Origin of the sequence: Streptomyces sp. NPDC005761 (genome assembly GCF_040630635.1) — a bacterium.
Classification (GTDB): Bacteria; Actinomycetota; Actinomycetes; order Streptomycetales; family Streptomycetaceae; genus Streptomyces.
Genome location: NZ_JBEXXX010000007.1, coordinates 143,476 through 167,206, shown reverse-complemented (window position 1 = coordinate 167,206; position 23,731 = coordinate 143,476). Strand labels below are relative to the sequence as shown.

Annotated in this window: 21 protein-coding genes; 11 read left to right on the top strand and 10 right to left on the bottom strand. The window is 71.4% G+C overall.

The annotated features are described in order from the left end of the window. Nucleotides 1-94: 94 nt before the first annotated feature. Complete coding sequence (locus tag ABZ434_RS09760) at nucleotides 95-571, top strand: MarR family transcriptional regulator (protein ID WP_359133547.1); 477 nt, start codon at nucleotides 95-97, stop codon at nucleotides 569-571. Between the two features lie 82 nt (nucleotides 572-653). Here the strand turns inward: ABZ434_RS09760 and ABZ434_RS09755 are convergent, their stop codons facing one another. Together ABZ434_RS09755 and ABZ434_RS09750 are read right to left on the bottom strand one after the other, a co-directional pair. Beyond that, nucleotides 654-2,093: a HAMP domain-containing sensor histidine kinase gene (locus tag ABZ434_RS09755; RefSeq protein WP_359133544.1), complete on the bottom strand. Its 1,440-nt coding sequence runs from the start codon at nucleotides 2,091-2,093 to the stop codon at nucleotides 654-656. Next, nucleotides 2,090-2,749, bottom strand: coding sequence for a response regulator transcription factor (locus tag ABZ434_RS09750; RefSeq protein ID WP_359133542.1), 660 nt, complete (start codon nucleotides 2,747-2,749; stop codon nucleotides 2,090-2,092). The genes ABZ434_RS09755 and ABZ434_RS09750 overlap by 4 nt, the downstream gene beginning before the upstream one ends. Before the next feature lie 120 nt (nucleotides 2,750-2,869). Here ABZ434_RS09750 and ABZ434_RS09745 point away from each other — a divergent pair, with 120 nt between their 5' ends. After that, complete coding sequence (locus tag ABZ434_RS09745) at nucleotides 2,870-3,430, top strand: PepSY domain-containing protein (RefSeq protein ID WP_359133538.1); 561 nt, start codon at nucleotides 2,870-2,872, stop codon at nucleotides 3,428-3,430. A gap of 52 nt (nucleotides 3,431-3,482) precedes the next feature. Here ABZ434_RS09745 and meaB read toward each other — a convergent pair whose 3' ends face one another. After that, nucleotides 3,483-4,445 carry a methylmalonyl Co-A mutase-associated GTPase MeaB gene (gene meaB / locus ABZ434_RS09740; RefSeq protein WP_359133536.1) on the bottom strand — a complete coding sequence of 321 codons (963 nt, stop codon included), beginning with the start codon at nucleotides 4,443-4,445 and terminating at the stop codon, nucleotides 3,483-3,485. A gap of 28 nt (nucleotides 4,446-4,473) precedes the next feature. Beyond that, on the bottom strand, nucleotides 4,474-5,676 hold the full coding sequence (locus ABZ434_RS09735) for an acetyl-CoA C-acetyltransferase (protein WP_359133535.1): 1,203 nt from the start codon (nucleotides 5,674-5,676) through the stop codon (nucleotides 4,474-4,476). A gap of 134 nt (nucleotides 5,677-5,810) precedes the next feature. On the opposite strand from ABZ434_RS09735, the gene mce reads away from it, so the two are divergent. The 7 genes from mce (at nucleotide 5,811) to ABZ434_RS09700 (ending at nucleotide 15,581) form a co-directional block, all read left to right on the top strand. Continuing rightward, nucleotides 5,811-6,239: a methylmalonyl-CoA epimerase gene (gene mce / locus ABZ434_RS09730; RefSeq protein WP_359133532.1), complete on the top strand. Its 429-nt coding sequence runs from the start codon at nucleotides 5,811-5,813 to the stop codon at nucleotides 6,237-6,239. Nucleotides 6,240-6,526: 287 nt separating this feature from the next. Then, nucleotides 6,527-10,321, top strand: a complete 3,795-nt coding sequence (gene scy / locus ABZ434_RS09725; protein WP_359133529.1) for a polarized growth protein Scy — start codon at nucleotides 6,527-6,529, stop codon at nucleotides 10,319-10,321. A 185-nt stretch (nucleotides 10,322-10,506) separates the two neighbouring features. Continuing rightward, complete coding sequence (locus ABZ434_RS09720; protein WP_359133526.1) at nucleotides 10,507-11,445, top strand: cellulose-binding protein; 939 nt, start codon at nucleotides 10,507-10,509, stop codon at nucleotides 11,443-11,445. Nucleotides 11,446-11,527: 82 nt separating this feature from the next. Next, on the top strand, nucleotides 11,528-12,544 hold the full coding sequence (locus ABZ434_RS09715) for an ATP-binding cassette domain-containing protein (RefSeq protein WP_359133524.1): 1,017 nt from the start codon (nucleotides 11,528-11,530) through the stop codon (nucleotides 12,542-12,544). Nucleotides 12,545-12,549: 5 nt separating this feature from the next. Further along, nucleotides 12,550-13,329 (top strand): ABC transporter permease subunit, encoded by a 780-nt coding sequence (locus ABZ434_RS09710; protein ID WP_359133522.1) that lies wholly within the window; start codon nucleotides 12,550-12,552, stop codon nucleotides 13,327-13,329. 174 nt (nucleotides 13,330-13,503) lie between these two features. Beyond that, nucleotides 13,504-14,688: an ABC transporter ATP-binding protein gene (locus tag ABZ434_RS09705; RefSeq protein ID WP_359133520.1), complete on the top strand. Its 1,185-nt coding sequence runs from the start codon at nucleotides 13,504-13,506 to the stop codon at nucleotides 14,686-14,688. Then, complete coding sequence (locus tag ABZ434_RS09700; RefSeq protein WP_359133519.1) at nucleotides 14,685-15,581, top strand: ABC transporter permease subunit; 897 nt, start codon at nucleotides 14,685-14,687, stop codon at nucleotides 15,579-15,581. Before ABZ434_RS09705 ends, ABZ434_RS09700 begins: the two co-directional genes overlap by 4 nt. Nucleotides 15,582-15,639: 58 nt before the next feature. On the opposite strand, the gene ABZ434_RS09695 is transcribed toward ABZ434_RS09700, so the two are convergent. Then, nucleotides 15,640-15,969, bottom strand: coding sequence for an ATP/GTP-binding protein (locus ABZ434_RS09695; RefSeq protein ID WP_359133517.1), 330 nt, complete (start codon nucleotides 15,967-15,969; stop codon nucleotides 15,640-15,642). Between the two features lie 198 nt (nucleotides 15,970-16,167). Here ABZ434_RS09695 and ABZ434_RS09690 point away from each other — a divergent pair, with 198 nt between their 5' ends. Beyond that, nucleotides 16,168-17,211, top strand: a complete 1,044-nt coding sequence (locus ABZ434_RS09690; RefSeq protein WP_359133515.1) for an LLM class flavin-dependent oxidoreductase — start codon at nucleotides 16,168-16,170, stop codon at nucleotides 17,209-17,211. A 90-nt stretch (nucleotides 17,212-17,301) separates the two neighbouring features. Here ABZ434_RS09690 and ABZ434_RS09685 read toward each other — a convergent pair whose 3' ends face one another. Continuing rightward, nucleotides 17,302-17,694: an SCO5389 family protein gene (locus ABZ434_RS09685; RefSeq protein ID WP_359133512.1), complete on the bottom strand. Its 393-nt coding sequence runs from the start codon at nucleotides 17,692-17,694 to the stop codon at nucleotides 17,302-17,304. Between the two features lie 263 nt (nucleotides 17,695-17,957). Here ABZ434_RS09685 and nucS point away from each other — a divergent pair, with 263 nt between their 5' ends. Further along, nucleotides 17,958-18,629 carry an endonuclease NucS gene (nucS, locus tag ABZ434_RS09680; RefSeq protein ID WP_219574249.1) on the top strand — a complete coding sequence of 224 codons (672 nt, stop codon included), beginning with the start codon at nucleotides 17,958-17,960 and terminating at the stop codon, nucleotides 18,627-18,629. A gap of 139 nt (nucleotides 18,630-18,768) precedes the next feature. Here nucS and ABZ434_RS09675 read toward each other — a convergent pair whose 3' ends face one another. The 4 genes from ABZ434_RS09675 to ABZ434_RS09660 all read right to left on the bottom strand — a co-directional run bounded on the left by ABZ434_RS09675 (nucleotide 18,769) and on the right by ABZ434_RS09660 (nucleotide 23,660). Beyond that, a complete protein-coding gene (locus ABZ434_RS09675; protein WP_359133509.1) occupies nucleotides 18,769-21,243 on the bottom strand; it encodes an ATP-binding protein in 2,475 nt (824 codons plus the stop codon). Between the two features lie 239 nt (nucleotides 21,244-21,482). Further along, nucleotides 21,483-21,806: an STAS domain-containing protein gene (locus ABZ434_RS09670; RefSeq protein WP_018102617.1), complete on the bottom strand. Its 324-nt coding sequence runs from the start codon at nucleotides 21,804-21,806 to the stop codon at nucleotides 21,483-21,485. 237 nt (nucleotides 21,807-22,043) lie between these two features. After that, on the bottom strand, nucleotides 22,044-22,892 hold the full coding sequence (locus ABZ434_RS09665) for a 3-hydroxyacyl-CoA dehydrogenase family protein (protein WP_359133506.1): 849 nt from the start codon (nucleotides 22,890-22,892) through the stop codon (nucleotides 22,044-22,046). Nucleotides 22,893-23,024: 132 nt separating this feature from the next. Continuing rightward, entirely contained in the window at nucleotides 23,025-23,660 is a 636-nt protein-coding gene (locus tag ABZ434_RS09660) for a TetR/AcrR family transcriptional regulator (RefSeq protein WP_359133503.1), read from the bottom strand. Between the last annotated feature and the right edge of the window lie 71 nt (nucleotides 23,661-23,731).

The following is a 23,731-nucleotide window of genomic DNA, read 5'->3' as shown; positions in this document are numbered from 1 at the left end:
GACGTCGAACGTCTGCGCCCAGTCTGCGAGCGCGTGCCGGGCGTCACACTCCCTCACTTCGTCCGGCTTTCAACTTCTTAGGTAGAATCCATATATGGAGACCGAGACGGCCACCCGCTGGCTGAGCGACGCGGAGCAGTGCGCCTGGCGCACCCACCTGGACGTCGGCAGGCTGCTGACGCACCAACTGGAGAAGGACCTCCAGCCGTTCGGCCTGACCATGAACGACTACGAGATCCTCGTCAATCTGTCGGAGTCGGACGACCAGCGCATGCGGATGAGCGACCTCGCCGGTGCCACGCTGCAGTCCAAGAGCAGGCTCTCGCACCAGATCACCCGCATGGAGACCGCGGGCCTGGTCCGCCGGGAGAACTGCGAGTCCGACCGCCGAGGACTGTACGCGGTCCTCACCGAGACCGGCGCCGAGACGATGCGCAAGGTCGCGCCGCACCACGTGGCATCGGTCCGCAAGCACTTCATGGACCTGCTGCCGCCGGAGGCCCTGGAGCAGCTGCACGCGGCCCTGACCCCGGTCGCCGACCACCTGCGCGGGCGGCGCGGCAAACTCTGAACCCCAGGGCCTGTCGTCACCCTGCCGGCGTCGCCCGAAGGGCGGCCGCGGCGGACGGCAATGTGCCGACAGGCCCTGGAGTTCAGCGGGCGTCCGGCAGCCACAGCGCGAACCGGGCGCCGCGCTCCCCCGCGTCCGCCACGGTCAGCCGGCCCCCGTGCCGCACGGCCACATCGCGGGCGATGGCCAGGCCCAGGCCCGCCCCGCCCTCGTCGCGGCCGCGGGCGTCGTCGAGGCGGACGAACCGTTCGAAGATCCGCTCGCGCTCCGCACCGGGCACCCCGTCCCCGTCGTCGGTGACCTCGATGGCCACGCCGCCGGACTCGGCACGTACGACGACCGTCACCGCAGCCCGCGCGTGCCGCTCCGCGTTGTCCAGCAGATTGCCGATCACCCGGGCCAGCTGCGCACGCGAACCGGTCACCTCGAAGCCACCGCCCCCTTCCGGCACGGACACCGTCACGGGGATCCGGTCACCTGTGCGCTGCGAGACCTCCTCACGGACGAGCGCGCCGGGATCCAGCACGGCCCCGCCGGGCCGCTCCCCCGCGTCCAGCCGGGCCAGCAGCAGCAGATCGGCGGTCAGCGCCTGGAGCCGTACGGTGTCGGCGACCGCCCCCGTCACGTCCAGCAGCTCCGGGTGTGCGGCGCCCACCTCCAGCTGGGTGCGCAACGAGGCGATCGGGCTGCGCAGTTCGTGCGAGGCGTCCGCGACGAAGCGCCGCTGCCGCTCGACGGAGGCCTCCAGCGCGGTGAGCGTCTCGTTGGTCGTACGGGCCAGGCGGGCGATCTCGTCGCGCGAACCGGGCTCCGGCACCCGTCGGCTCAGATCCTCGGACGCGGTGATCGCGGCCATCTCGCGCCGGATGCCCTCGACCGGCCGCAGCGCCCGCCGGGTCACCAGCCAGGTCACTCCGGCGACGACGAGGAGCACGACGGGCAGCCCGGTCAGCATCGCGCCGCGCACACTGCCGACAGCCCGCTGTTCCGCGGCGAGCGCCGCGCCCGCGTGCACGGTCAGGGTCAGGCCCGCCGGGGTCGTGGCCTCGACGGAGGCGAACCGGTAGTCGGCGCGGTCGCCGTCGACCGTGGCGGTGCCGTTGGTGAATTCCGGGTCGTCGGTGGAGACCTCACCGCGGGCGGGGCCGGCGGTCGCATCGTCGTCGTCGCGCTCCTCGTCGTCGTCGCCCGTGGCAGCGGGCGCGGGCAGGCGCTGCGGTGCGACCCGGTCCGTACCGGTGCCGGAGATCGCCTCCAGGTCCTTCGAGACGGCGGCCACCCGGCCGTCCTCGTCGGTCACCTGGACGGGGTGGTCCTCCTCGTCGCCCGTCTTCAACTCGTCGTACGCGACGCCCAGGGCCAGTTGCCCGGCCACCTCCCGGGCCGCGACCTCCGCCTGGAGACCGGCCTGGTCGGTGAGGTTGGCCCGCAGGACGAGGAGGACGGCGAGCCCGGCGACGGCGAGTGCGAGCGCGACGACGACGGTGGCACCGAGGGCCGCCCTGGCCCGTACGGACCTCACCGCGCCTCCAGGCGGTAGCCGGCCCCGCGCACCGTACGGATGGACGCCGCGCCGAGCTTGCGGCGCAGGGAGCTGACGTACACCTCGACGATGTTCGGGTCGCCGTCGTAGGCGAAGTCCCAGACGTGCTCCAGGATGTCCGCCTTGCTCACCACCTGCCCGGCCCGCAGCACCAGCTGTTCCAGGACGGCGAACTCCTTGGTGGTGAGGCGGATCTCGTTCTCGCCGAGGTGGACCCTGCGGGCCGCGGTGTCCATGCGCAGGGAGCCGACCGTGACCAACGGGGAGGCGGCCCCCGCCCGGCGGCGCAGCAGCGCCCGGACCCGGGCGACCAGCACCACGTAACTGAACGGTTTGGTCAGGTAGTCGTCGGCCCCGGTGTCGAGCCCCTCGGCCTCGTCGTACTCCCCGTCCTTCGCGGTCAGCATGAGGATGGGCACCTCGTGTCCGGCGGCCCGCAGGGCGGCACAGACCCGGTAGCCGTTCATCCCCGGCAGCATGATGTCCAGGACGACGAGGTCGTAGGCGCCTTCGCAGGCGCGGTGCAGCCCTTCGAGTCCGTCATGGACCACGTCGACGGCGAACCCCTCGGCGGTGAGCCCCCGGGCCAGGGAGATCGCCAGCCGCTTCTCGTCCTCCACGATCAACAGGCGCATGTGCACAGCGTCGCAAACCGGAGCTGAAGAAGGCTTCAGGTGGCTTCAGGCTGCCTTCAGCATCGCCCCGGCAGTGTGGACCGCATCGCAACGGACCGTCCGACCGGGGAGGAACCCCTCATGAAGCGAAAGATCGTCATCGCCGCCGTCACCGCGGCCGTACTCGTCGGTGGCGGGGCCGCGACGGCCGTGGCCTTCGCGGACGGCGACGGCCGTGAAGCGAGCGGTGGTACCGCCCGTGTCTCCGCCCAGGACGCGGCCTCGTCCGCCGTCCGGGCCGTCCCGGGCACGGTGACCGAGGCGGAGCTCGACGACGAGGACGGCGCCCTCGTCTGGGAGCTGGACGTGTACGGCTCCGACAAGGTCTGGCACGACGTGACGGTGGACGCGGCCGACGGCGAGGTGCTCGGGAAGCGCGCGTCCGACGACAACGACGACCGCGACCGCCACGCCCCGCGGCCGGCCGCCGTCACGCTCGACGCGGCGGTCGCCGCGGCGGTGGAGGCGTCCCCGGGCACGGTGACCGCGGTCGAGCTGGACGGCCACCAGGGCAAGGCGGTGCGCTGGGAGGTCGACGTCCGGGGCAAGGACGGCAGGGCGCACGAGCTGAACGTGGACGCGAAGTCGGCCGCGGTCACGGTGGACCACTCGGACGACGGGCGCGATTCCGACGACGACTGAGGCCGTGCCCCGTCCCCGGTGCGGCCGCACGCCGCGCCGGGAACGGGGTCGGTCAGGCCTCTCCCGTGAGCCCCGCCACCAGTTCGTCCGCCGCCGCGTACGGGTCGAGGCGGCCGGTCACGATGCGCTCGGCGAGGGCGTCCAGACGGCGGTCGCCGTGCAGGTCCCCGATGCGTTCGCGGAGGCGGGTGACGGCGATCGTCTCGACCTCGCGGGCGGCGCGGGCCGTGCGCCGCTCGGCCAGGACACCGTGCTCCTCCATCCACGCCCGGTGCTTCTCCAGGGCCTCGACGACCTCGTCGATGCCCTCGCCCCGGGCGGCGACCGTCTTCACGATCGGCGGCCGCCAGTCGCCGGGCCCTCGGGACTCCCCGAGGCCCAGCATGTGGTTGAGCTCGCGGGCCGTGGCGTCGGCGCCGTCCCGGTCGGCCTTGTTCACGACGTACACATCGCCGATCTCCAGGATTCCGGCCTTCGCCGCCTGGATGCCGTCGCCCATGCCCGGGGCGAGCAGGACGACGGAGGTGTCGGCCTGGGAGGCGATCTCCACCTCCGACTGGCCGACGCCGACCGTCTCCACCAGGATCACGTCGAAGCCCGCCGCGTCCAGCACCCGGATCGCCTGCGGCGCCGACCAGGCGAGACCTCCCAGATGGCCGCGGGTGGCCATGGAACGGATGTAGACGCCCGGGTCGGAGGCATGGTCCGACATCCGGACCCGGTCCCCGAGGAGCGCGCCGCCGGAGAACGGCGACGACGGGTCGACGGCGAGCACGGCGACCCGCTTGCCCTGCCGCCGGTAGGCGGAGACGAGCGCCGATGTCGATGTCGACTTGCCGACACCGGGCGATCCGGTCAGGCCGACGACGCAGGCGTTGCCCGCCAGGGGTGCCAGCGCCGCCATCACCTCGCGCAGTTGCGGCGACGCCCCCTCCACCAGGGAGATGAGCCGGGCCACGGCCCGCGGCCTGCCCTCGCGGGCCTGCTCCACCAGGGTGGGGACGTCCACCTTCACGCTCGGCCTCCTTGCTCGCTCGTACCGACTACTTGCCCGGTACGCGGATGATCAACGCGTCGCCCTGACCGCCGCCGCCGCACAGCGCCGCCGCACCGGTGCCGCCGCCGCGCCGCTTGAGCTCCAGCGCCAGGTGCAGCACCACGCGCGCGCCGGACATCCCGATGGGGTGGCCGAGCGCGATGGCACCGCCGTTGACGTTGACCTTGTCCGAGGTGACGCCGAGGTCCTTCATGGACTGGACGGCGACGGCGGCGAACGCCTCGTTGATCTCGATCAGGTCGAGGTCCTCGACGCCGATGCCCTCCTTCTTGAGGGCGTGCCGGATGGCGCTCGACGGCTGCGACTGGAGCGAGTTGTCCGGACCGGCCACGTTGCCGTGCGCGCCGATCTCGGCGATCCAGTCCAGGCCCAGCGATTCGGCCTTGGCCTTGCTCATGACGACGACGGCGGCCGCGCCGTCGGAGATCTGCGAGGAGGTGCCGGCCGTGATCGTGCCGTCCTTGGCGAAGGCGGGGCGCAGCTTGCCGAGCGACTCGACGGTCGTCTCGGCGCGGATGCCCTCGTCCTTGGAGAAGAGGACCGGGTCGCCCTTGCGCTGCGGGATCTCGACCGGGGTGATCTCGGCCTCGAAGAGACCGTTCTTCTGCGCCGCGGCGGCGCGCTGGTGGGAGAGGGCACCGATCTCGTCCTGGGCCGCACGCGCCAGGCCGAGACGGGTGTTGTGCTTCTCCGTGGACTCACCCATCGGGATGTTCTCGTAGGCGTCGGTCAGACCGTCGTACGCCATCGAGTCGAGCATCTCGATGGCACCGTACTTGTGGCCCTCGCGGGACTTCGGGAGCAGGTGCGGGGCGTTCGTCATGGACTCCTGGCCACCGGCCACGACCACGTCGAACTCGCCGGCGCGGATCAGCTGGTCGGCCAGGGCGATGGCGTCGAGCCCGGAGAGGCACACCTTGTTGACGGTGAGCGCCGGGACGCTCAGGGGGATGCCGGCCTTGACCGCTGCCTGGCGTGCCGGGATCTGCCCTGCCCCGGCCTGGAGCACCTGGCCCATGATCACGTACTCGACCTGGTCGCCGCCGATGCCGGCCCGGTCCAGCGCCGCCTTGATGGCGAAGCCGCCGAGGTCGGCTCCGGAGAAGCTCTTCAGGGAGCCGAGGAGGCGGCCCATGGGCGTACGGGCGCCCGCGACGATCACCGAAGTGGTACCGGTCGTTCCTGACATGAGGCACAGCCCCTTGGAATAGGAGTGAACGAGGGTTTACATGAATGTACTGAGCGGTACCTCGCTCGTCATCCGGCAACGGGTGTGATCGCGCGCACGTTGCGTAACCATCCGCCGAGCGCTGCACTGGTCCCATGCTGACGCGAATCGACCACATCGGGATCGCCTGTTTCGACCTCGACAAGACCGTCGAGTTCTACCGCTCGACCTACGGGTTCGAGGTGTTCCACTCCGAGATCAACGAGGAGCAGGGCGTGAGGGAGGCCATGCTCAAGATCAACGAGACGTCCGACGGCGGCGCCTCGTACCTCCAGTTGCTCGAACCGACCCGCGAGGACTCCGCCGTGGGCAAATGGCTGGCCAAGAATGGTGAGGGCGTTCACCACATCGCCTTCGGTACGGCGGACGTGGACGCGGACGCCGCGGACATCCGCGAGAAGGGCGTCAGGGTGCTGTACGACGAGCCCAGGACCGGTTCGATGGGGTCCCGGATCACGTTCCTCCACCCCAAGGACTGCCACGGTGTGCTGACCGAACTGGTCACGTCCCGGGCGGAGCACTGACCGGCTGAGCCGTGGTCCGGTCCAGCGGGAGCCGGACAACAGCTTCTCAGGGATACCCGGCCCGGTAGAGTGGGCGGTTCCGGGCCGGGGCCGGGTCGGGGCCGCGCCGCGTCCTCAGCCGTTGATCTGTCACCATTCCCCGGGGGGCCGTTCGCCGGCGAACGGTACTCGCTTGGAGTTTGCGACCAGGGTTGGGGTCTCCCCTGCTCAGTGGGGCATCCCCTGCTCGAACGAAGTCGAGAGCTTGGGGAAGACGTTGAGAGCTCGGGGAAGGATGGGACCGCGCAGTGCGGGGCTACGAACGCCAGGAGAGCCACCGAGCTGAAGTCGACCATCTCTCACGGTTCGAAGCCGAGATGGACCGGCTGAAGACCGACCGGGAGAAGGCCGTCCAGCACGCCGAGGACCTCGGTTACCAGGTCGAGGTCTTGCGCGCCAAGCTGCACGAGGCCCGGCGCAGTCTGGCGACCCGTCCCGCGTACGACAGCGCGGACATCGGTTACCAGGCGGAGCAGCTGCTCCGTAACGCCCAGATCCAGGCCGACCAGCTGCGCAACGACGCCGAGCGCGAGCTGCGCGACGCCCGTGCGCAGACGCAGCGGATCCTTCAGGAGCACGCCGAGCACCAGGCGCGACTCCAGGCCGAACTGCACAACGAGGCCGTGCAGCGCCGCCAGCAGCTCGACCAGGAGCTGGCGGAGCGCCGCCAGACCGTCGAGTCCCACGTCAACGAGAACGTGGCGTGGGCCGAGCAGCTGCGTGCCCGTACCGAGTCCCAGGCCCGCCGGCTGCTGGAGGAGTCGCGGTCCGAGGCCGAGCAGGCCCTGGCCGCCGCCCGTGCCGAGGCCTCCCGGCTGGCCGACGAGACGCGTCAGCGCCTGGGCTCCGAGGCCGAGTCCGCCCGCTCCGAGGCCGAGTCGATCCTGCTACGTGCCCGCAAGGACGCCGAGCGCCTGCTCAACGCAGCCTCCAGCCAGGCGCAGGAGGCCACCACCCACGCCGAGCAGCTGCGTTCGTCGACGACGGCGGAGACCGAGCAGACGCGGCAGCAGACCACCGAGCTGAACCGGGCCGCCGAGCAGCGCATGCAGGAGGCCGAGACTCAGCTGCGCGAGGCGCGCCTCGAGGCCGAGAAGGTGCTGTCGGAGGCGAAGGAGGCCGCGGTCAAGCGGCTGGCCGGCGCCGAGTCGCAGAACGAGCAGCGCACCCGTACCGCCAAGTCGGAGATCGCCCGGCTGGTCGGCGAGGCCACCAAGGACGCCGAGTCCCTCAAGGCGGAGGCCGAGCAGGCGCTCGCCGATGCCCGGGCCGAGGCGGACCGGCTCCGTTCCGAGGCGGCCGACACCGCGCGCACCGCCGCGGCGGAGGACGCCGCGGCCCAGCTCGCCAAGGCGGCCCGTGCCGCCGAGGAGGTACTGACCAAGGCGTCCGACGACGCGAGGTCGACCACCAGGGCGGCGAGCGAGGAGGCCGACCGGATCCGCCGTGAGGCGGAGGCCGAGGCGGACCGGCTGCGCGGCGAGGCCGCCGAGCAGGCCGATCAGCTCAAGGGTGCGGCCAAGGACGACACGAAGGAGTACCGGGCCAAGACGGTCGAGCTCCAGGAGGAGGCGCGCCGGCTGCGCGGCGAGGCCGAGCAGCTGCGTTCCGAAGCGGTCGCCGAGGGCGAGCGGATCCGCGGCGAGGCCCGCCGCGAGGCCCTCCAGCAGATCGAGGAGGGCGCGAGGACCGCCGAGGAGCTGCTGGCCAAGGCGAAGGCGGACGCGGAGGAGCTGCGCGGCGCCGCGGGCGCCGAGAGCGAGCGGGTCCGCACCGAGGCGGGCGAGCGGGCGGCCGCGCTGCGCAAGCAGGCGGAGGAGGCCCTGGAGCGGGCCCGGGCCGAGGCAGAGCAGCTGCGCACCGAGGCCGAGGAGCAGGCGGAGTCGGCGACGGCCGCGGCCGAGCAGGCGGCGGCGGAGCTGCGCGAGGAGACCGAGCGCGCGGTCGCGGCCCGGCAGGCGGAGGCGGCCGACGAGCTGACCCGGCTGCACACCGAGGCCGAGACCAGGCTCACCACGGCCGAGCAGACGCTGGGCGAGGCGCGTTCCGACGCGGAGCGCATCCGGCGCGAGACGAACGAGGAGTCCGATCGGCTTCGCGCGGAGGCCGCCGAGCGGCTGCGCACGCTCCAGGAGCAGTCGGAGGCCGAGGCCCAGCGGCTGCGCGACGAGGCCGCGGCCGATGCCGCGCAGTCCCGCGCGGAGGGCGAGACCGTCGCCGTACGGCTGCGCAGCGAGGCGGCGGCCGAGGCCGAGCGGCTGAGGACCGAGGCGCAGGAGAGCGCCGACCGGGTGCGGTCGGAGGCCGCGGCCGCCGCCGAGCGCGTGGGGGCGGAGGCCGCCGAGGCGCTCGCCGCCGCCCAGGAGGAGGCGAACCGGCGCCGCCGCGAGGCCGAGGAGACCCTCGACGCGGCACGCGCCGAGGCCAACCAGGAACGCGAGCGGGCCCGCGAGCAGAGCGAGGAGCTCCTGGCTTCCGCCCGCAAGCGGGTCGAGGAGGCGCAGGCCGAGGCCCAGCGCCTGGTCGAGGAGGCGGACGCGCGGGCGACCGAGATGGTCACCGCGGCCGAGCAGACCGCACAGCAGGTACGGGATTCGGTCAACGGGCTCCAGGAGCAGGCCGAGGCGGAGATCGCCGGGCTGCGCTCCACCGCCGAGCATGTCGCGGAGCGGACGAAGTCCGAGGCGCAGGAGGAGGCGGACCGGGTCCGCTCCGACGCCTACGCGGAGCGGGAGCGGGCCGGCGAGGACGCGGCCCGGGTCCGCCGGGTGGCGCAGGAGGAGACCGACGCCGCGAAGGCGATGGCCGAGCGGACCGTGTCCGAGGCGATCACGGAGTCGGAGCGGCTGCGCGCCGACACCGCGGAGTACAGCCAGCGGATGCGGACCGAGGCGTCCGACGCCCTGGCTTCGGCCGAGCAGGACGCCGCCCGCAGCCGGGCCGAGGCCCGCGAGGACGCCAACCGGATGCGGTCCCAGGCGGCGGAGCAGGCCGACAGCCTGATGTCCGAGGCCACGGCCGAGGCGGAGCGGATCCGCAACGAGGCGACACAGCAGGCGGCCCGGCTCGGTGACGAGGCTGCCGGTGAGGCGGAGCGGCTCCGGGCGGAGGCGGCGGCGACCGTCGGTTCGGCGCAGGAGCACGCGGTCCGGACCCGCGAGGAGGCGGAGCGGCTGCGGGCCGATGCCGAGGCGGCGGCCGAGCAGATGCGTGCCGAGGCGCGCCAGGAGGCGGACCGGCTGCTGGACGAGGCGCGCGAATCGGCCTCGAAGCGCCGTGCCGATGCCGCCGAGCAGGCGGACCAGCTCATCAACAAGGCCCAGGAGGAGGCGCTGCGCGCTGCCACCGAGGCCGAGGAGCAGGCCGACACGATGGTCGGGGCCGCCCGCAAGGAGGCCGTGCGGATCACCTCCGAGGCGACGGTGGAGGGCAACTCCCTGGTGGAGCGGGCCCGGGCGGACGCGGACGAGCTGCTGGTCGGCGCGCGGCGGGACGCCACGCAGATCCGGGAGCGGTCCGAGGAGCTCAGGACCCGGGCGGAGGCCGAGGTCCAGGAGCTGCACGACCGTGCCCGGCGGGAGACGGCCGAGCAGGTCAAGACGGTCGGCGAGCGCGTCGACAACCTGATGAAGGCGGCGACCGAGCAGCGCGAGGAGGCCGCCGCGAAGGCCAAGGAGCTGCTCGCGGACGCCAACTCGGAGGCGAGCAAGGTGCGGATCGCCGCCGTGAAGCGGGCCGAGTCGCTGCTCAAGGAGGCCGAGCAGAAGAAGGCCAGTCTGGTGCGCGAGGCCGAGAAGCTGCGGAGCGATGCCGAGGCCGAGGCCAAGCAGACGGTGGACGAGGGCCGGCGCGAGCTCGATGTCCTGGTGCGCCGGCGCGCGGACATCAACACGGAGATCTCCCGTGTCCAGGACGTCCTGGAGGCGTTGGAGTCTTTCGAGACCCCCGGGGCGGGCGGTAAGGGCGCGGGTGCCGGTCCGCCCGGCGTCAAGGCCACGGCAGCGGCGGGCACTCGTGCGGGTGGCAAGCAGTCGGATGGGTAGTCACCCGGTGCTTTTCCACGGCCCGGCAGGGATGTTCGACCCCTCGGGTGGCAAGGGTTACGGGGGTCAGCCACTCAAAAGGGGTGTCATTCTCCAGATCAAACGGGCATCTGCTCGATGACACGCCGTTCTGGCGCCTAGGATTCCCTCTATCACCTCACCGGTCTCACTTCGACAGGAACCCCATGAGTGACCCTTCCTCCCCCTTCGGCTTCGAGCTCGTGCGGCGTGGTTACGACCGCGGTCAGGTGGATGACCGCATTACCAAGATCGTCGCCGACCGTGATAGTGCTCTCTCCCGCATCACATCTCTGGAAAAGCGCATCGAGGAGCTCCACCTCGAAACGCAGAACGCCCAGGCACAGGTGAGCGACGCCGAGCCGTCGTACGCCGGTCTCGGCGCGCGTGTGGAGAAGATTCTCCGCCTTGCCGAGGAGGAGGCCAAGGACCTGCGTGAGGAGGCCCGTCGCGCCGCCGAGCAGCACCGCGAGCTCGCCGAGTCCGCCGCCCAGCAGGTGCGCAACGACGCCGAGACCTTCGCCGCCGAACGCAAGGCCAAGGCCGAGGACGACGGTGTCCGCATCGTCGAGAAGGCCCAGGGTGAGGCCACCACCCTGCGCTCGGACGCACAGAAGGACGCGGCCCAGAAGCGCGAGGAGGCCGACGCCCTCTTCGAGGAGACCCGCGCCAAGGCCGCCCAGGCCGCCGCGGACTTCGAGACCAACCTGGCCAAGCGCCGCGACCAGTCGGAGCGCGACCTCGCGTCCCGTCAGGCCAAGGCCGAGAAGCGTCTGGCCGAGATCGAGCACCGCGCCGAGCAGCTCCGCCTGGAGGCCGAGAAGCTCCGCACCGACGCCGAACGCCGCGCCCGTCAGACGGTGGAGACCGCTCAGCGCCAGGCCGAGGACATCGTGGCCGACGCCAACGCGAAGGCCGACCGGATCCGCAGCGAATCGGAGCGCGAGCTGGCGGCGCTCACCAACCGCCGCGACTCGATCAACGCGCAGCTGACCAACGTCCGCGAGATGCTGGCGACGCTGACGGGTGCCGCGGTGGCCGCCGCCGGCTCCCCCGCCGACGAGGAGCCCGCCTCCCGCGGCGTCCCGGCGCAGCAGACCCGCTGAATCACTCGAACGGTCCAACCCCCGTGCGCCCGGTTCCGCCCTTGTGGTGGCGCCGGGCGCGCGGCCGTTCTAGCGTGAACGCATGATCGAGCTTGATGGCCTCACCAAGCGCTTCGGCAACAAGGTTGCCGTCGACCAGTTGTCGTGCCGGATCAGACCGGGGATGGTGACGGGTTTTCTGGGACCCAACGGGGCGGGCAAGTCCACCACCATGCGGATGATGCTCGATCTCGACAACCCGACCAGCGGATCGGTGCGCATCGACGGGAAGCACTACCGCGAGCTGTCCGAGCCCCTGAAGTACATCGGTGCGCTCCTGGACGCCAAGTCGATGCACGGCGGCCGCAGCGCGTACAACAACCTCCTCTGCCTCGCCCAGAGCAATCGGATCCCGGAGAGCCGGGTGGCGGAGGTTCTCGACACCGTCGGCCTGACCGCGGTGGCCAAGAAGAAGTCCAAGGGGTTCTCCCTCGGTATGGGGCAGCGGCTGGGAATCGCGTCGGCTCTGCTCGGTGATCCCGAGATTCTGATGTTCGACGAACCCGTCAATGGTCTGGACCCCGAGGGAATTCACTGGATCCGCAATCTGATGAAGGCACTTGCCGCGGAAGGGCGGACGATCTTCGTTTCTTCTCACCTGATGAGCGAAATGGCGCTGACCGCGGACCATTTGATCGTCATCGGACAGGGCCGGCTGCTCGCCGACACTTCGATGGCCGACTTCATCCACCAGAACTCCCGCAGTTATGTGCGGCTGCGCTCCCCGCAGCAGGAGCGGCTGAGGGACGTCCTGCACGCGGAGGGCCTCGTGGCGGTCGAGTCGGGCAACGGCACGCTGGAGGTCGACGGTGCCACCACCGAGGCCCTGGGTGAGCTCGCTGCCCGGCACACGATCGTGCTGCACGAGCTGAGCTCCCAGCGGGCCTCTCTGGAGGAGGCGTTCATGCAGATGACGGCGGACTCGGTGGAGTACCACGCGCACTCGGAGCGGGGGGCCGCACCGCCGCCGGTGGGGCCGCACTGGGGCGACCGGTGGGACGGGCCGCCCGGCGGCAGCCCGGGGGCTCCCGGCGGTTCCGGCACCGGAACGGGGGTGTGACGGCGATGGCATCGGTACCCGCGGTCCTGACCTCCGAATGGACCAAGATCCGTACGGTCTCCTCGACGACCTGGACGCTGATCTGTGCGTTCGCCGTCACCGTCGCGATGAGCGCGGCGCTCTGCGCGGTGATGAACTCCCAGTTCGACGACCTCTCCGATGCGGAGCGGGCCACCTTCGACCCCACCTACATCAGCTTCTCCGGAATGATCCTCGGCCAGCTGGCCATGGTCGTCTTCGGTGTGCTGGTGGTCGGTACGGAGTACAGCTCCGGCATGATCCGCACCTCGCTGGCGGCGGTACCGCAACGCGCCACCTTCCTGTTCTCCAAGATGCTGGTCGCCGGCGTGCTGGCCCTGGTGGTCGGGCTGGTCACCAGCTTCGTGTCGTTCTTCCTCGGCCAGGCCCTGCTCGGTGACCACAGCATCGGCATCGGCGAGGACAACGTGCTGCGGGCGGTCTTCGGCGCCGGTCTCTACATGGGGCTGATCGCGCTCTTCTCCATGGGAGTGGCGGCGATGCTGCGCAGCTCCATGCTGTCGCTCGGCATCCTGATGCCGTTCTTCTTCCTGGTCTCGCAGATCCTGTCGGCCGTCCCGGGGGCCAAGAGCGTCGCCCGGTACTTCCCCGACCAGGCCGGTTCCAAGATCATGCAGGTGGTCCCGGACGCGATGGACAGCGATCCGGCCCCGTACGGGCCGTGGGCCGGGCTGCTGATCATGGTGGCCTGGGTGGCGGCCGCGGTGATCGGCGGTTTCCTCGTACTCAAGAAGCGCGACGCCTGACCGGGTGCCGTGGATCCCGGTCCACGGCGCCACAGGCGACTCGAACCTGAAGCGACTCGCCCCGGTATCGACTTGGCCGGAACCGTCAGCGCCTGGATATCCTCCTCACTCATACGGGGGGCGTACGGCCGACGTGCCTGTGCCCCGACGACAGATAAGTCGATGGGCTGGAGCATGATCGAGGCAGTCGGCCTGACCAAGCGCTATGGCGCGAAGACAGCCGTGTACAACCTTTCCTTCCAGGTGCGGCCCGGTGCCGTCACCGGGTTCCTCGGCCCCAACGGGTCGGGGAAGTCGACCACGATGCGGATGATCCTCGGCCTGGACCAGCCGACGGAGGGCCGGGCGACCATCGGCGGCCATGAGTTCCGCGATCTGCCGAACGCACCGCGCCAGGTGGGCGCCCTGCTCGACGCCAAGGCCGTACACGGCGGGCGCAGCGCCCGTAATCACCTGCTCTCGCTCGCCCAGCTCGCCGGCATCCCGGCTGCCCGGGTCGACGAGGTGCTCGGCGTCGTCGGGCTGCAGCAGGTGGCGACGAAGCGGTCCAAGGGCTTCTCCCTGGGCATGGGGCAGCGCCTGGGCATCGCGGCCGCGCTGCTGGGCGACCCGCAGGTGCTGCTCTTCGACGAACCGGTCAACGGGCTCGACCCGGAGGGCATCCTCTGGGTCCGGAACCTGATGAAGATGCTGGCGTCCGAGGGCCGCACGGTCTTCGTTTCCAGCCATCTGATGAGCGAGATGGCACTCACCGCCGACCATCTGATCGTGATCGGCCGCGGTCAGCTCATGGCCGACATGAGCATCACGGACTTCATCTCGGCCAACTCCGCCGATTTCGCCAGGGTGCGGGTCCCGGACGACGGGCCCGAGCAGCGCGAGAAGCTCACCGCCACGCTCACCGAGGCAGGCGGCCAGGTCATGTCGGAGCCTGACGGCGCCCTGCGGATCACCGGGCTCCGGCTGCCGCGGATCAGCGATCTGGCCCATGAGGCGGACGTCCGGCTGTGGGAGCTCTCGCCGCACCAGGCCTCGCTGGAGGAGGCGTACATGCGGATGACACAGGGCGCCGTGGACTACCGCTCGACGGCCGACCACGTGGCCCATCTGCAGGCGCCGCCCGCCGGATACGGACCGCAGCAGGCGTACGCCCCGCCGCAGCCGAGCGCCCCCGAGGTGCCGCAGCAGGGCTGGTACGCCCCGCCGCCGCCCGGACAGAACCCGTACGCGGGCCCCCAGGCCCCCGCGGCCCCGGCCACCCCCGCCACCGTCGCAGCTCCTCCCGCTCCCGCACCGGCAGCGCCCGCGGGACCCTCCGCAGATCTGACCAAGAGCGACATCAGCGAGGACTCCCGATGACAACGCCGTCCACGCCGCCGCCGCAGGCGCCGTACCAGCAGCAGGCGTACCAGCAGCCCTTCGCCCCCCAGCACGGGCAGGGTGTGCAGGCCGGCTACTACACCTCCCCCATCCCGGTGCGCCCTGCCACCCTCAGCGACGCGATCGCCTCGGAATGGACCAAGATCCGTTCCGTGCGCTCCACGATGTGGACGCTCGGCGTCATGATCGTGCTGCTGCTCGGCATCGGTGTGCTCTCTGCGATCGCGGTCAGCTTCTCCGACTCCGACTCCGACATGGGCACCACCCCGGTGCTCAGCCTCGGCTTCTTCGGCGTGCTGCTGGGCTCGATCTGTGTGATCACGCTCGGCGTGATGACCATCGCCTCGGAGTACGGCACCGGCATGATCCGTACGACACTGACGGCCTGCCCCAGCCGGGCCAGGGTGCTCACCGCCAAGTCCGTCGTGTTCTTCCTGCTCACCTTCACGCTGACGACCGTGATGACCACGATCGTCGCCCTGGTCCAGACATCCATGTTGGACGCCCAGGCGCCCACCGGGAAGGAGTGGCTGAGCGGCACCGTCGGAGTCGGTCTCTACATGGCGACGCTGGGGCTGCTCTCGCTGGCGGTCGGCGCGCTGATCCGGCACTCGGCCGGGGCGATCACCATCATGATCGGCGTGGTGCTGCTGCCGCTCGTGCTGGCCATCTTCATGCTCGCCGATTCCCTGACGTCCATCCGTCAGTGGCTCCTGAAGTACTCGATCCCCAACCAGCTCAGCGTCTTCTACGACAACTCGGTCTCGGGGTCCGACGGGCTGTCCGGCTGGGACCCGCTGTGGCTCATGCTCTGCGTGACCGCCGTGGCCCTGGGCGGCGCCTACCTGGCGATGAACAACCGCGACGTCTGACGCCGCCGGCCGGACGCCGGCACCGCGGCTCGTTCCCGCCGCAGTATGTGTTCCGGTCTCAGTACCGAGGCGCGTTCCTGGACCGCTGCACCCGCGTGGTGCGGCGGTCCTTCGCGTTCCAGCACGCCTTGTGCCAGTGCCTGCGGTCGTCGATCCCGCCGTACTCGGACCAGGCCACCAGATGCGGGTGGCCCGACGGGATCTCCTGGTCGCAGCCGGGGCACCGGTAGCGCTTGCCCGCCGCGCTCGCGCCGCTCACCGGGCGGACCGACCACTCCTCGCCCTGCCACTCCTCCGAGCGCCCTCCGCCCCCGTACCGGTCCCCCGCCGCGCTCGCGCTGCCGGTGGGACTCTCGCCGCCTCGGGGGCGGTTGCGGCGCGGGGACACGTGACACCTCACAGGGCGGGCCGGACGGTTCCCGTCAAGCGTAGGGCCATTCGGCGGGGGCATACGTCCCGCACCGCCCGGGACGGGACGGGTTACCGGAAAATCGCAACAACTTCCCGTCGGACCGTGCCTTTGGCACGTGTCAGACGTTGTTGCCAGTAGGGGAGAGCCGCGTCGGCCGCAAGGAGGTATCTGGCGATGCGTGTGGGAACGTTCGTACTGGCAGCCCAGTTTCCGGGGCAGGGGCCGGGAGAGGCGCTGCATCGCGCGATCCGGTCCGCCGAGGTCGCGGAGGAGTCCGGCCTCGACTCGGTCTGGCTGGCCGAACATCATTTCGTGCCGTACGGGGTCTGCCCGTCCGCCGTGACCCTGGCCGCGCTGCTGCTCGGCCGCACGCGCAGAATCCGCGTCGGCACGGCGGTGAGCGTGCTGCCGACCCAGCATCCGGTCGCGCTCGGCGAGCAGGCGGCGCTGCTGCACCTCACCAGCGGCGGCCGGTTCACACTCGGCGTGGGCCGGGGCGGGCCCTGGATCGACCTGGAGGTGTTCGGCGGCGGCCTGGAGGCGTACGAGAACGGCTTCCCGGAGTCCCTGGGGCTGCTGCTCGACTGGCTCCGCGAAGCGCGGGTGGCGGGCCGCGGGGAGCGCTACGGCTTCCGCGAGGTGGCGGTTGTCCCCCGGGCCGACGAGCTGCTTGACGAGGAGAGCGGGGAGAGCCCCGGGGGCCCCGAGGTGATCGTCGCGTGCACGTCGCCGAAGAGCGTGAAACTCGCCGCCGAGAACGGCTTGCCGATGCTGCTCGGAATGCACTGCGGTGATGAGGAGAAGGCCGAGATGGTCGCCCTCTGGCGCTCCTGCGCGCTCGCCGCGGGACGTTCTCCGGAGAGCGTGCGGCAGGCGGGGCACGTGTCCGCGGGGGTTGCCCAGATCGCGGACCGCACCGATGACGCCCGGGAGACGCTCGTGAAGGCGATGCCGGGCTGGCTGCGACAGGGACTGGAGGCCCATGTGACGGTGGACGGCCGGCACCGGGTGATGCGCGACCCGGTCGGCTACACGGAGCTGCTGTGCGGGCTTCATCCGGTGGGCCCGCCCCGGCTCGCGGCCGACCGCCTCGCGGCCACGGCGGAGCGCACGGGCATCACCCGCTTCGCGCTCCTGGTGGAGGGTTCCGGAGATCTCGTGGCCACGGAGGAGAACGTAGCGCGGCTGGGCACCGAGGTGCTGCCACTCCTCGAATGACCCACACACATGGGTTTCACGGCGTACGTACGGGAGCTGCCGCCCCGGACCAGTTGCACCTCCCGCGGCCAGGGGCGGCAGCAGAAGCGTTCAGCAGTCCCGTAGTTCGGGCGACTGGTTGAGCAACTGGCCCCTCACCGAGGTGAATCGGGCGAGCCGGTCGTCGACCGAGGCGTCCAGCGGGAACACCGCGACGCGGTGGCAGTTCTGGAATGCCAGGCGCACTCCGAAGTGCCGCTGCAGCGCACCGCGTATCGCATCACTCGCGAGCGCACGCAGCAGCTGACCACGTGCCTGCTCGTCGGGCGGCGGCGTCTGGTTGTCGGCGAACTGCCCGCCGTCGACCTTCAGCTGAGCCACCAACGAGCTGATCATCTCCCATGCGTAGGGCAGGGAGGTCCGGACGCAGTCGACGAAGTCGGCTTCGTCGACCTCGCCTCGCTCGGCCTGTTCCAACAGCGCCGGTGAGACGTCGAGCGACATGGGTTCTCCTCTCGCGACCCCGACGGAGAGCCGGGGCCTTACGGGCAGGGAAGTAGGACGGCGACGCAGCGTGCACGCACGGCGACCTCCTGCATCCACGGTAAGGGCGCAGTCCGGGCCGCACCAGGAGATTGGGAACACAACCGGCCAATAACGAAGGGGTTCAAAGAGGGGCAAGCCAGAAAGCGTCACTCCGGGGCGGGTATGGAGTGACGGGTGGGTGAATCGCGTCGAGCACCTGTCGTCGAGTAGCGTTGCCGACCATGCGTCTCGTCATCGCCCGCTGCTCCGTGGACTACGCCGGCCGGCTCACGGCCCACCTGCCCTCCGCTCCCCGTCTGATCCTGGTGAAGGCGGACGGGAGCGTGTCGATTCACGCCGACGACAGGGCGTACAAACCGCTCAACTGGATGTCGCCGCCCTGCACTCTGAAGGAGGGCGCCGACGACACCGCGGGCGTCTGGACCGTGGTGAACAAGGCGGGCGAAAAACTGATCATCACGATGGAGGAAATCCTCCACGACTCGTCCCACGAGCTGGGTGTGGACCCCGGCCTGATCAAGGACGGCGTGGAAGCGCACCTCCAGGAACTGCTCGCCGACCGCATCGAGACGCTCGGCGAGGGCTACACCCTCATCCGCCGCGAGTACTTCACCGCCATCGGCCCCGTCGACATCCTGTGCCGTGACGCCGACGGACAGACCGTGGCGGTCGAGCTGAAGCGGCGCGGCGACATCGACGGCGTGGAGCAGCTGACCCGCTACCTGGAGCTCCTCAACCGCGACCCCCACCTGGCACCGGTGAAGGGCATCTTCGCGGCGCAGGAGATCAAGCCCCAGGCCCGCGTCCTGGCGACCGACCGCGGCATCGGCTGTGTGGTCCTCGACTACAACGCGATGCGCGGCATCGAGGACGACAAGCTCAGGCTCTTCTGACCTTCTCGGTACCCGAGCCCGTCCGGCGTTCGAGGACGGGCCCTCCGCGCGGAGACCGGGTATCTCGCCGGACGGGCACGCGCGGACATCGGACCCGTCCGGAGCTCGCTGACACGGCGCGTCCAGGGGACGCCCCGGCTCAGGTCACCGACGGGCTCGCGCTCGCCCCCGTGGGCCCACTCGCCGAGTCGGACGAATCAGGCACGCCCGGCTCCGGCTCCGTCGTCTCGGTGTCCGTCGGTGTCGGGTCCGTGGGCGGCGTCTCCGTCGGCGGCTCGCTGGTCTCCGACTCGGCCGGCGAGGCACTGCTCGCCGTCGGCTTCGGCTTCGTACGCGTGGGCGACGGCTCGACGGACGACGATTCGCCCGGCGACGACGGGGTCGTCGCCGAAGCCGTGCCCCCCGGGGAAGTCGCCCCGCCCCCGCCCGCCGGCGCGGACCCGCTCCCCGACGGCCCCGGCGTCGCCGACGAGGACGACGACGAAGCGGAACCGGACGACTTGGCGGACGGGGTCGTGCCGTCCGTGGACTCCTCGGCCGGCAGCTCCTCCTCCTGGCCGCCGCCGTCGGTCACCGACTGCTCGGCCGAGCCCCCTGGATCACCCTGCGGCTCGGTGTTCGAGGTGAGCCCGAGGGTCACCACCGTGCCGAGTACCCCGGCAAGCAGCACCCCCGCACCGGCCGCGACCAGATTGCGCCGGGCCCCGCCCAGCATCGCGAAGGGGCCGCCCCCCTGCTTCTCGGCCGCCTGCGGAGCGCTCTGCCGGGCAACGACGACGGTCTCGGCCGGGGACGTACGCGGCATCGAGAGGGGGATGACGGCCGGCAGACCGCGGGGCGGGGACGCCAGAAGGGGGTTCGACGGTATCTCGCCGCTCGTCCTGACCAGACCCGCGGCCGATCCGCCCGAACGGTCCTCGACCAGGGCGAGGGCCCGCCGCCCGGCCACCGCGCCGGACTTGTCGGCGAGCGCACCGCGCATGCTGATGGACGTCTCCAGCTCGGCCCGGGCCCGGTCGAGGTTGCCGGTGCACAGGGCGAGCACACCCAACTCATGGTGGAAGTACGCCTCTTCGGCGACCTCGCCGGCGATCCGGCCGGCCTCCTGGCCGATCCGCAGGGACCTCTCCCAGGCGCTCCAGTGCAGCCCGGCGGCGAAGGCGGGCGAGGCGCTGCGGGCCAGCAGCACGGCGACGCTGGTCTGCCCGGCCCCGTCCCCCGGCACCAGCTGGGCCATCGCCGCGACGATCGCGTCGGCCTCGGCCACCACACGTGCGGGGGTGACGGAGGGGTGACCGGCCCACCAGGCGTAGTGCTGGGCCACCGTGCGGGCCCGGTCCGTGGCGTCGTCGCCGTATCCGGCGGCCTCCAGCTGGGCGAGGACGCCGGCGGCCAGGCGGTAGCGGGGGCCGGCCGGGGACAGGAGCCCGCAGCCGGCCAGCTCACTGAGCGCCGCGTCGGCGTGGGTGTCCCCCACGAGGGCCGGCAGATGGGCCTGGTGCGGCACCTCGCCGCCGAGTGCGACCGCGAAGCGAAGGGTGTCGCGCGCTGCCGCGCTCAGCCGTGAGGCGAGCAGCGCGGCGGGGGCGGCGCCCTCGCCGAGGCTGGGCAGCGGGGCCGCGGCGGTCTCCTCGGCCACCAACGGCTCCTCGGCCGGCCGGTTCTCCAGGTAGCCGTACTCGTCGTACGCGGTCGGGTCGGTGCCCAGCAGGTCGTGCCGGCGCAGCAGGGCGCCCGCCTGGACGAAGCGCAGCGGAAGGCCCTCGGACTCGAACCAGAGGTCGCCCGCCCAGTTGGCCTCCTCCTCGGTGAGCCTGCGCTCGACCACCCGTTCCATCAGGTCGATCGAGGCGCCGCGGTCGAGGCCCGCGAGGAAGACCTCTTCGAGGTGGGAGTCGGGGCCGGGCGCGGCGACGTCGGGCGTCGCAGCCAGCAGGAAGGCGCACTCCGGTGTCGCGCCGAGCAGTTCGTCCAGCGGGGCGCCACCGAACTCCAGGTCGTCGAGGACGACGACGGCCCCGGTGGTGCGCAGCTTCTCGAGGAGCAGGTCCCGGTCCGGGCGGTGCAGCGGCGCGTCGTGAACGGCCTCGAAGAGTCCGTGGAGGAGGTCGGCGACGGTGCGCTTGTGACCGTTGAGCCGGACGACCCCGTCCGGTGCGAGGTCCGCGCAGTCGGCGGCCACGGCGTCCAGCAGCGCGGTACGGCCGGAACCGGCCGGTCCGGTGAGCCGTACGGAGCGGCCGCGGGCCAGCAGGCGCATCAGGCGTTCGCGTTCGTCCTCGCGCTGCAGCAGGGGCAGCCGCAGGACGGGCGGCCCGGGCGGGACGGGGGGCGCGGCGGCCCGCTCGTGGTCGGCCCGCTCCGCGGCGGTGCGCCGGGCGGGTGCGGCGGGCTGTTCCCCGGGCGGGCACGGTTCGACCTCGCTGCCGTCGACGGGGTTGACGGTGAGCAGGAGGTCGCCGGATATGAGCGGGACGATGCGCGCCTGTTGCGGTGTTTGCTGACTGAAATCTGGCGTCAGCGGATCGCGGGAAGGGCGGCGCCTGCCGGCTTCCTCGGCGAAGCCGTCGCTGTCGTGGCCGTATTCTCCCGGCCCCCGGTGTGTCGGGTCCATCGCCAAAGCCCCCAAGACGCGTCGAGCACGGTTGTCCCTTCCCGGCCTCGCACGCCCAGCTGTCGCTTCCGGTCCGGTGTCCGCCAGGTGGGTCCGTCAATCGGCAGACGGCCGAACCCTAAACCTTCGCACAGTATCTACGAACATCCGGGGTGCCGCGCCGCCCCACAGATCACGGTCTCGTGAGGATTGTGTGGCTTCGCACCGGAAGCCGGGACGGCTTCCCGGGCCGGGCGCCCTCAGACGCGCGGCAGGGATTCCGCGGCGATCCCACCCTCGATGGCCAGGATGCGGTGCAGTCTGGTGGCCACGAGGAGGCGTTGCATCTGCGGCGGTACGCCGCGGAGCACCAGCCGTCGTCCGGCGCGGCCGGCCCGGCGGTGCGCCCCCATGATGACGCCGAGTCCGGTGGCGTCCCACGAATCCAGCTCGGTCAGGTCGAGCACCAGATCGCCGACTCCGTCGTCGAGCGCCGAGTGCAGGACCGTACGGGCGTCCGCCGCGCTTCGGACGTCGAGGCGGCCCCCGACGACCAGCTCGGCGTGGTCGCCCCTGATGTGCATATGCGCTCCCCTGGAAGGCTCCGTGGCATGGCCGGTCTGTCTGAAACTGTCTCTGCCCCAACTGACTGCGGCAACGACAGGGAAGTTGCCGTCTGTAAGCGAACCGATACCGAATTCACTCCGTGGAGTGACCGAGGGCCGCCGTGGGTCCCTTGCGGATCCCTTGGCTCCGGACAGCGGCCCCAGGAACCCCGGGCCTGATTGACGGCAGATCAGGCAGCCGGGGACCGAGAACGATCAGTAGGTGTAGAAGCCCTGCCCGCTCTTGCGGCCGATGTCACCTGCATCGACCATCCGGCGCATCAGCTCCGGGGCGGCGAACTTCTCGTCCTGGGATTCGGTGTAGATGTTGCCGGTGGCGTGCAGCAGGATGTCGACGCCGGTCAGGTCCGCGGTCGCGAGGGGCCCCATGGCGTGGCCGAAGCCGAGCTTGCAGGCGGTGTCGATGTCCTCGGCGGAGGCGACACCCGACTCGTACAGCTTGGCGGCCTCGACGACGAGGGCGGAGATCAGCCGGGTGGTGACGAAGCCGGCCACGTCACGGTTGACCACGATGCAGGTCTTGCCGACCGACTCGGCGAACTCCCTCGCGGCGGCGAGGGTTTCGTCGCTGGTCTTGTAGCCGCGGACGAGCTCGCAGAGCTGCATCATCGGGACCGGCGAGAAGAAGTGCACACCTACCACGCGCTCCGGGCGCTCCGTCACGGCCGCGATCTTGGTGATCGGGATGGCGGAGGTGTTGGAGGCGAGCACGGCGTCGTCCCGGACGATCTTGTCGAGGGTCCGGAAGATCTCGTGCTTCACCTCCAGCTTCTCGAAGACGGCCTCGACGACGACGTCCGCGTCGGCGACCGCGTCGAGATCGGTGGTCGTGGTGATGCGGGCGAGCGCGGCCTCGGCGTCGGATTCCGCGAGCTTGCCCTTGGAGACGAACTTGTCGTAGGAGGCCTTGATGCCGTCACGGCCACGGGCCAGGGCCGCGTCGGTGACATCGCGCAGCACGACGTCCCAGCCCGCCTGGGCGGAGACCTGCGCGATACCGGACCCCATGAGTCCGGCGCCGATGACGGCGAGCTTCCTGGCCACGTTGGCACCCCTATGTCTTCTCAGCGGTTCTTGTTCCGTGCTCTCCGGCGGAGGTTAGTACCCGTGAGGGGCGCTGGGGCGGTGAAGAGATGCGCGTCACGTCTCAAATGACGGACATCACACCGGGACACGTCATTCGGCGGCGCGCCGGGCGTAGTTGAGCACCCTCTCACCCAACAGGTCCTCGATGTCGTCGAGCAGGACGAGGGCGTCGCGGGACACATCGGCCGCCTCGCGGCCCGCCACCATCTCGCCACCGATGTACGCCATGAGGCTCGCGTGCACCCAGGAGAGCTGGCCGGCCACCAGGCTCGCGGTCCGGTCCCCTGCCCCGCACTCCTCCTGCAGGGTCGCCTCCAGATGCTGCAGGGCCTCCTGCTGGATGTGCCAGAGGCGGGCCTTGAGGCTGTCCGCGCCCTCGATGACCCGCATGAACCGCTCGTAGCCCTCCATCAGCCCGACGGTGGGTGACACGCCCTCCACCTGGATGCGCAGTTCGCGCAGGACGGCTTCGGCGGCGGACTCCCCCCTGTCCCGGCCGCGGACATACCGCGAGAGGCGGTCGACGACGCCCCGGCTGCGGTCGAGGAAGAGGTCCTCCTTGGCGGGGAAGTAGTTGTAGACCGTGTTCACCGAGACGTCGGCGGCCCGGGCGATCTCGGCGATCGTGACCGCGTCGAATCCCCGCTCCAGGAAGAAGCCGGTGGCCACGTCCGAGATGTACTGCCTGGTCTGGCGCTTCTTGCGCTCCCTGAGTCCCTCAGCCATGGCCTCATCGTAGGACGCTCTGGGGTCCATGAATATTTGGAGTCATTGCAATTTTTAAGTGACTCTGTTTT